Genomic DNA, 7,577 nt, shown 5'->3' on the forward strand with positions numbered 1-7,577 from the left:
CCGGGCGGCCGTCAGTCGCGACGGAACTCCTCGCCCGTCGCCGTGTCCACGGCCGTCTCGCCGGGCGGCAGGTTCGACAGGTCGGGGGCGATGACCGTCGGCATGTCGCCGGAGTCCGGCAACCCGAAATGCGCCGGTGCGGACTGAACGGAGGCCGGCGTATCAAGCACCAGGTCATGGCGCCGCGGCAGCGTCAGCCCACGGAAGTACTCGGGCTGCGCGACGCGCCATGCGAACATCAGCACCACACCGAGCAGCAACCCGACAACGCCGACCACACCCACCGCGCCGAACCCGAAAATGGTGACGTTGTGGTGGTTTTCGTCCTTGAGCCAGTCCGGCTTGCTGTACTGGACCAGGCCGTAGACGAACACCACCGACAGTGTGATGCCGCCGAACAACGGCAGCAGGCCGCGCATCATGAAGTCACGCACGTTGCGGGTCAACGTCTTTCGGTAGAACCAGAGGCACGCGAACCCGGTCAGGGCGTAGTAGAAGGCGATCATCAGGCCGACCGAACCGATCAGCGCCGTCAGCAGATCGGCGCTGATGGCAGTGAACAGCACGTAGCACAGCACCGACAGCACGCCCATCACGATGGTCGAGGTGGTCGGTGTCAGGTACTGGCGATGAATCTTTGCGAAACTCTGTGGCAGCGCCCGGTATACGCCCATCGACAGGGTGGTACGCGCGGTCGGCATGATGGTGGTCTGCGTCGAGGCGGCCGCCGAGGTCAGGATCGACGCCGACAGCAGCAGCATGCCGATCTTCCCGATCACGCTGTCCCCGAACAACGATGGCCCGATGGCGGTGAACACGTCCTTGGCGTTCTCCTGGTTGCCCAGCCCGATGCCTTCGGTGCCCACGCCCGCGAACGCGATGGGCGAAACGGTGACCAACGCGTAGGTGGCCAGCAGCAGGAACGTCGAGATGACGGCGGCGCGGCCGGGGGTGCGGCCCGGATCGTCGGACTCCTCGTTGCACGCCACCGCGGTGTCCCAACCCCAGTAGATGAAGATGGTGGCCAGCACCGCCGGGGCGATCACCGTGCCGAAATCCATTCCGCCAGGCCAGAACCAGGACCACGACGGCATGATCGAGTAGGCATGCCCGTGATGCGTGTAGACCTTCACCAGCGCCACGACCGACACCACGATGAGTACGACGACCTCGACCGTCAGCAGCACGTACTGCAGCCGGGCCGATACCTCGATGCCGCGGTAACAGATGTACGTCATCAACACGATCCAGATGACGCCCGCCACCGTCGACCACAGCGTGCTGTTCGCCAGACCGGCGGCCGAATGCCACCCGAGGTCACCGACGAACGTGAACGAGTACGACCCGGCGATCTGCGCGAGATTGGCCATCACGATGACGTCGGAGGCGATGATGCCCCAGCCGCCCAACCAGCCGACGACGGGACCGAAGGCCCGGGCCGCCCACGTGAACGTGGTGCCGCAGTCGGGCTCGGCCTTGTTCAATTCCTGGTAGGCGACGGCGATGAGGTACATCGGCACGAACGAAATGAGCATGATCGCAGGCGCTTTGACCCCGGCGAGGAGCGTGCCGCCCGCGGCGATGACCAGACCGAGCGTCGCCGCCAGGCTGTATGCCGGAGCAGTGGACGCCAGCCCGACCACCACGCTGGACACCAGACCGAGGGCACCCCGTTTGAGGCCTTTGTCTCGGGCGACGATGTCTGGCGCTGTCGTGGTCATCTGCTCCCTGCTCATCCCGGTTGATTGCCGATGAGATGCTACGGTTCGCCGCGCTCGAACACCGAGTCGTAGGTTGGTGTTTGTGACCACTGCGCAGGACACCGATGAATTCGAGCGGTTACGCCCGCACCTGCTGTCCGTCGCCTACCGGCTGACCGGTGTCTACGCCGACGCCGAGGACATCGTGCAGGACGCCTGGTTGCGCTGGCACAGCGCCGATGTCGAGTCGATCGAAGAGCCCCGTGCCTGGTTGACGACGGTGGTCAGCCGCCTCGGCCTGGACCGGCTGCGGTCCGCGGCGCACCGCCGCGAGGCCTATTTCGGTGAGTGGCTGCCGGAACCGGTGGTGACGGGATTCGACGCGTCCGACCCGTTGGCCGCGGTGGTCGCGGGAGAAGACGCGCGATTCGCCGCGATGGTGGTGCTGGAGCGGCTGACACCCGACCAGCGCGTGGCCTTCGTCCTGCACGACGGTTTCGCGGTGCCGTTCTCCGAGATCGCGTCGGTGCTCGGCGTGAGCGATGCGAGTGCCCGCCAGCTCGCGTCACGGGCCCGGCGCGCCGTCTCCGAGGCCCCGGCGCCACCGCCGGACGCCGGCCACAATGAGGTCGTCGGCAAGCTGATGGCCGCGCTCGCCGGCGGGGACATGGCCGCCGTCGTCGAACTGCTGCATCCCGATGCCACGTTCACCGGTGACTCCAACCGTCGGGCACCGACGGCGCCCCGCACCATCGTCGGCGCGGACAAGGTCGCCCGGTTCCTGTTCGGGCTGGCCAGACGTTATGGGCCGCAATGGCTTTCGACGTCGCAACTGGCGCTCGTCAACGGCGAACTCGGTGCGTACAGCCCCGGCCTCCCCGCCGACGGTGAGCATCCGGAGATGCTGCCGCGCGTCACCGCGATGACGGTGCGCGACGGCAAGGTCGTCGCGCTGTGGGACATCGCGAACCCGGACAAGTTCACGGCGTCACCGCTGCGGTCTGATTAGCGGCTCGCCGCTGCGGTCTGATCAGCGGCCCTAGAGCACGTAGGGGATCAGGGCCTTGCGGTCGGTCGGGTACTCGGGAAACTTCTCCTGGTACCAGGTATGGGTGCCCAGCGCCCGGGGAATGAGATTGCCCGCGGTGATCAACAGGATGGCCACCCCGGGCAGCGCCCAGGTCAGCAGCGCGAAGCCGGACCAGGCGATGAGCTCGCCCAGATACGCCGGGCTGGTGACGAACCGGAAACCGCCGCCGAACGGAATCCGGTACTCCGCACCGCCGGGGTTGTTCTTGTCGCGCAGGTTTCGCACGATCGACTCGGAGTTGACCAGGAGCACGAAGCCGCAGAGGTAGACCACCAGCCCCACCAGGAACCGGGGGTCGGTCAGCCACGCGGTGGTGTACTGCCCGAAGAAGTCGTGGCTGAACAGGGTCCCGTTGAGGTAGCCGTGCATCGACGTCACGAGCATGCCCATCACGATCACCGACACGTTGAAGGTGCCGCGCTTGCCGGGCGCCTGGCGGATCGCCAGCGGGAAGAACCAGCCCCGGTTGGCGTAGTGCAGCAGCCAGATCCCGGCCAGCACCAGCGATGTCGGCTCGAAGCGGTGCGGCCCGGCCAGGTAGCTGATGAGGAACACGACCGTCGCCGGGATCTCCATCAGCCACCAACCGAGCTTCGGGTTGAGATTCAGGCCGAGCTTCGTCGTCGAGAACCGCCCGTAGGAACTCTGCGCGAAGAAACCGCCGATGATCACGAACGCGGCGAACGCGAAGGCTGCCGTCAGCACGGTGTCATAGAACGTGTTGCCGGTGTACCAGTGCATGGGCAGTCCTCGCTGAACAGGCGGTTTCGGCGGCCGAGGCCGCCATTTCTGTAACGTGTTCTACCACCTGGCCGGGGCGTGAGGCCAGCGAGAGTCCCGGCTCGCTCGGGCTAGGCCTCCCAGGGCACCCGGCACGCGTCGCCCGAGCTGAAGCCCTGCTCGGTGATCCCGAGCGCCGCGTACATCCGGGACCGCATGTTCTCCACACCGATCTGATAGGTCAGCTCGATGACACCGGCCTCGCCGAACCGGCGCTTGAGATCGTCGACCTGTTCATCGGTCACGTTGTGCGGATCGGTGGTCATCGCGTCGGCGTAGGCGATCGCGGCCCGCTCGTCGTCGGTGAACAGCGGCGAGGTCGCGTAATCGTCGATGTGCTTGAGCCGGTCCACATCCAGGCTCTCCAGGCGCATCAGCATGGTGCCGAAGTCGACGCACCAGGAGCAGCCCACGGTCCGTGCGGTCCAGAACACGGCGAGGTCGCGGACCGAGTCGGGCAGCGTCTTGGAACCGTTCTTGAGCAGGGTCTCGTGCACGGCGTTGGCGACCAGCAGCCGCGGGTGGTGCGCCGCCACCGTGAACGGTTCGGGCACCTCGCCGAACTCACGCTTGGCGTAGCGGTACATGAGCCGGGTCAGCAGGCCGGCGCGTTGCGGGGGCAGGGGTTCGATGCGTGGTGTTGTGGTCATACCGGTTGGACGAGACAGCGTCGCGAGGTGTGACAGGGGTGTGGCGGGCATCACACGAGAAGGCGGCGGCTACCGTAAGACACATGTCTGTGGCCCCGAACTCTGCCTCGGTGAGTGGGTACGAGGCGCGGTGGGAGCAGCACAACGCCGAACGCCGGGCCCAGATCCTGCTGGCGATGATCGAACTGCTCGAGGAGAGCCCGCCCGGCGCCGACATCTCCGTCGCCGCCATCGCCAAACGCGCGGGCGTCGCCAAGTCGGTGATCTACCGGCAGACCTCCGGCAAGGAGGAACTCGAGCGGCGGGTGCGGTCGTATCTCATCGACGACTTCGGGTCCGTCCTGGTCAGCAAGCTCGACATCTCCGACGGCTCGCTGCGCGAGATTCTGACCCGCACCATCGAGGCCGTCGCGGACTGGATGATCGACCATCCGCGGCTCAACGAGTTCGCGCGCAGTGGCCCGTCGTTCGAGGGGGACGAGACGCTCGACGCCGTCGGCGAGCTGAAGCTGCGCATCATCGAACGCGCCGACGGCATCATCGCCGCCATCCAGTTGGCGATCGGCGTCGAGGACAGCGCGTTCAAACTGGTCCCGCTGGCGATCGTGACCATGGTCGAGGAGACGCTGTTCGCCTGGGTGCGCACGCCGGAACCGACGCACACCCGCGACGAGATGATCGCGCACCTCGCCGACTTCACCTGGTACGTCATCGACGGTGCCGCACGGGCCATCGGGTTCGAGGTCAGTCGTGATGAGCCGCTCGTCGCCGTGGTGGCCGCGCTGGCGAACCGTCAGGCCAACAACCCCGCGTTGTAGTCGGCCACCAGGCTGCGCACGGTCTCCTGCGCGCAGGACTTGTTGGTGCCGATGAACCCTGTCGGACCGCGTTTGATCCAGCCCGTCACGTAGGTCGCGGCGAGGCCGTCGACGCGACCGCTGTCGTTGGGGACCGTGCCCCGCGCCTCGTCGAACGGCAGGTCGGCCACAGGCCGTCCCCGGTAGCCGATCGACGTGAGCACCAGTCCGGCAGTGACGGTGTGCAGGTCGCCGGTCGGCTTCACCTTGATGGTGCCGTCGGCCGCCGCCACCAGTTCGTTGCGGGCGAACTCGATGTCCAGTCCGGCCGTGGTGCGCGCAATGGCGGTGGGCGACTGCAGGTACTCCAGCCGGATGCGGCGGTTCCCGGGCCGTCGTGGCAGGTCCCGCAGGATGCGGGCGCGCGCATCGGTGTCCGGCAGTGACGCCAGGTCCTGTGGTGCGACGACGACGTCGACGTCGGGCATCGTCGTCAGGCCGACCAGCTCCGGCACGGTGAACGCCGACTGCGCGAGCCCACGCCGGCCGACGACCGCGACCTCGTCGATCTGGCTCTGCCGCAAGGCTTTCAACGCGTGCGGCGCGATGTCGGTGGCGGCCAGCCGGTCCGGATCGGTGGTGAGAATCCGGGCGACGTCGAGCGCGACGTTGCCGTTGCCGATGACGACCGCGCGCGGCTGCGACAGGTCGAAGACGGCGTCGGCGAAGTCGGGATGGCCGTTGTACCACGCCACGAAACGGGTGGCCGAGCTGACGCCCGGCAGGCTCGCTCCGGGTACATCCAGTGGACGATCCGTCGCGGCGCCGACGGCGTAGATGACGGCGTCATGCTCGGCGAGCAGCTGCTGGTGGGTGATATCGGAGCCGATCTCGACGCCGGTCACCAACTCCAGCCGCGGGTCGGCGGTGATGGTGTCGAACTGCCGGGACACGCCCCGGGTACGCCGGTGATCCGGGGCCACGCCGAAGCGGGCGAGACCGCCGGCCTGGGGCAACCGCTCGTACATCCGGACGCGGGCGGCCGGGATGGTCAGCACTTCGTCGGCCGCGTACATCGCCGCCGGGCCGGACCCGACGATGGCCACGCTGATGGCTCCGGGGGCGCGGACCTGCAGCGGGGGAACGACGGGCGCCAGCAGCGGCCGGGGCCGTGGTTCCTTGTAGAAGCCGGCATTGAGCTCGAGGAAGACCTTCTCGGTCGGCTCCAGTGAACCGTCGTGCTTGATGGCGTCGACCGGGCAGGCCGTCACGCACGCGCCGCAGTCGACGCACTCCACCGGATCGATGTACAGCATCTCGGCGGTGTGGAAGTCGGGCTCGTCGGGCGTGGGGTGAATGCAGTTGACCGGGCAGGCGTAGACGCACGATGCGTCGCTGCAGCAGGACTGCGTGATGACGTGGGGCATCAGGCGATCAACTGTGCCTCGCGGTTGGGGGCACTGCGGTAGCGGGCCGTCTCACCGGCGATGCCGCAGCGCTTCCACATCCAGCGGCCGACGCGGTTCATCAGGCCGATCTCCTCGGCCAGCGCGCGGGTCTCGTCGAAGAAACTCGCCATGATCTTCCGCGACTGCGGGCTGCGCCAGAAGGCTTGCCGCATGACGTCTTCCGGGATGTCGAACTGCTTGCCGAACGACTTCGACGACCCCATGATCTCGTGTGCCAGCCAGCGCAGCGTCAGCGGGAAGGCGACGGTGGCGAAGGCCTTGAACCGCCACGACCGTTCGGGCATGTGGGTCTTGAGGAATTCGTTGGCCCACGAGATGTGGCGGGCCTCCTCGGCGATGTGAATCTGCATGGTGCGCAGCACTGCCGGTGGCAGGTTGGCGCCGTTGCGGATCATGCCCTTCTGGAAGTGGTCGATGGGCTCCTCGCCGGCGAGGATGCCGGCCATGAACGCCGTCGGCGAGTACTGGCCGACCAGGCCGATGTACGGCGACAGCTTGAAGAACAGCTTCCGCATGCCCGGGACATCGGTACCGGAGCGGTTGACCAGTTCCTGGAACATCTGGATGTGGTTGCACTCTTCGGTCATCTCGTGCAGCGCGTACCGGAACTCGGGGGAGTTGTTGGGCAGCTTCATGATGAAGGCCATCAGCCCGCGGATCAGGATGCTCTCGAACGCCGCACCCACCTTGACGGTGTTGAGCGTCCGCCACCGGCCGATCTCGATCTGCCGTTCCAGTGGCTGGCTCTGGTACCACTCGGTGGCACCCAGCGGGTCGATGGCGGGGGACAGCACCCAGCGCGGATCGTGCAGGTCGATCTGCATGTCCGGGGCATCCCACGCGATGTCGAGGTAGGGGTCGAAGCGGCGCCGCACCGAGCCTTCCGACAGCACGTCGAGGAGGTTCTGGTAACCGGGCTCCATTGCCTGAGTCATGTCTCCAATTTACCGGGAACAGTGGTCCCAGTAAATACCTGACTTTCTTCCCGCCGAACGTGAAGAAGATCGTGAGTTTTCCCCGGCAGATTCATACGGTCAAGACAACATCCATTGATTTGGGAGGTTGTCGTGCCCAGTGGGTATCCGCATTCG

General features: G+C 66.9%; 6 protein-coding genes and 1 pseudogene. 2 read left to right on the top strand and 5 right to left on the bottom strand.

Features of this window, described 5'->3' with window-relative positions:
* Positions 1–11: 11 nt before the first annotated feature.
* On the bottom strand, positions 12–1,721 hold the full coding sequence (locus ACJH6I_RS20035; protein ID WP_318987328.1) for an APC family permease: 1,710 nt from the start codon (positions 1,719–1,721) through the stop codon (positions 12–14).
* Between the two features lie 82 nt (positions 1,722–1,803).
* Between ACJH6I_RS20035 and ACJH6I_RS20040 the strand changes: the two genes are divergently transcribed.
* Positions 1,804–2,709, top strand: a complete 906-nt coding sequence (locus ACJH6I_RS20040; protein ID WP_318987329.1) for a sigma-70 family RNA polymerase sigma factor — start codon at positions 1,804–1,806, stop codon at positions 2,707–2,709.
* 30 nt (positions 2,710–2,739) lie between these two features.
* Here the strand turns inward: ACJH6I_RS20040 and ACJH6I_RS20045 are convergent, their stop codons facing one another.
* Together ACJH6I_RS20045 and ACJH6I_RS20050 are read right to left on the bottom strand one after the other, a co-directional pair.
* Positions 2,740–3,531 (bottom strand): 3-oxo-5-alpha-steroid 4-dehydrogenase, encoded by a 792-nt coding sequence (locus ACJH6I_RS20045; protein ID WP_293012501.1) that lies wholly within the window; start codon positions 3,529–3,531, stop codon positions 2,740–2,742.
* Positions 3,532–3,641: 110 nt separating this feature from the next.
* Positions 3,642–4,232, bottom strand: a pseudogene (locus ACJH6I_RS20050) (carboxymuconolactone decarboxylase family protein); the annotation flags it as partial.
* A 71-nt stretch (positions 4,233–4,303) separates the two neighbouring features.
* Here ACJH6I_RS20050 and ACJH6I_RS20055 point away from each other — a divergent pair.
* Positions 4,304–5,038, top strand: a complete 735-nt coding sequence (locus ACJH6I_RS20055; protein WP_318987331.1) for a TetR/AcrR family transcriptional regulator — start codon at positions 4,304–4,306, stop codon at positions 5,036–5,038.
* On the opposite strand, the gene ACJH6I_RS20060 is transcribed toward ACJH6I_RS20055, so the two are convergent.
* The gene (locus tag ACJH6I_RS20060) at positions 5,014–6,444 is read right to left on the bottom strand and encodes an FAD-dependent oxidoreductase (protein ID WP_318987332.1); all 1,431 of its coding nucleotides are present in this window, start codon (positions 6,442–6,444) and stop codon (positions 5,014–5,016) included. The two genes, ACJH6I_RS20055 and ACJH6I_RS20060, sit on opposite strands and share 25 nt — an antisense overlap.
* On the bottom strand, positions 6,444–7,421 hold the full coding sequence (locus ACJH6I_RS20065; RefSeq protein WP_318987333.1) for a diiron oxygenase: 978 nt from the start codon (positions 7,419–7,421) through the stop codon (positions 6,444–6,446). Before ACJH6I_RS20065 ends, ACJH6I_RS20060 begins: the two co-directional genes overlap by 1 nt.
* Positions 7,422–7,577: the final 156 nt, after the last annotated feature.

Source organism: Mycobacterium sp. SMC-13, from assembly GCF_045311035.1.
Classification (GTDB): domain Bacteria; phylum Actinomycetota; class Actinomycetes; order Mycobacteriales; family Mycobacteriaceae; genus Mycobacterium.

Coding starts and splice junctions, on each gene's coding strand:
- ACJH6I_RS20035 (WP_318987328.1), bottom strand. CDS start 1,721: ATGACCACGACAGCGCCAGACATCGTCGCCCGAGACAAAGGCCTCAAA.
- ACJH6I_RS20045 (WP_293012501.1), bottom strand. CDS start 3,531: ATGCACTGGTACACCGGCAACACGTTCTATGACACCGTGCTGACGGCA.
- ACJH6I_RS20055 (WP_318987331.1), top strand. CDS start 4,304: ATGTCTGTGGCCCCGAACTCTGCCTCGGTGAGTGGGTACGAGGCGCGG.
- ACJH6I_RS20060 (WP_318987332.1), bottom strand. CDS start 6,444: ATGCCCCACGTCATCACGCAGTCCTGCTGCAGCGACGCATCGTGCGTC.
- ACJH6I_RS20065 (WP_318987333.1), bottom strand. CDS start 7,421: ATGACTCAGGCAATGGAGCCCGGTTACCAGAACCTCCTCGACGTGCTG.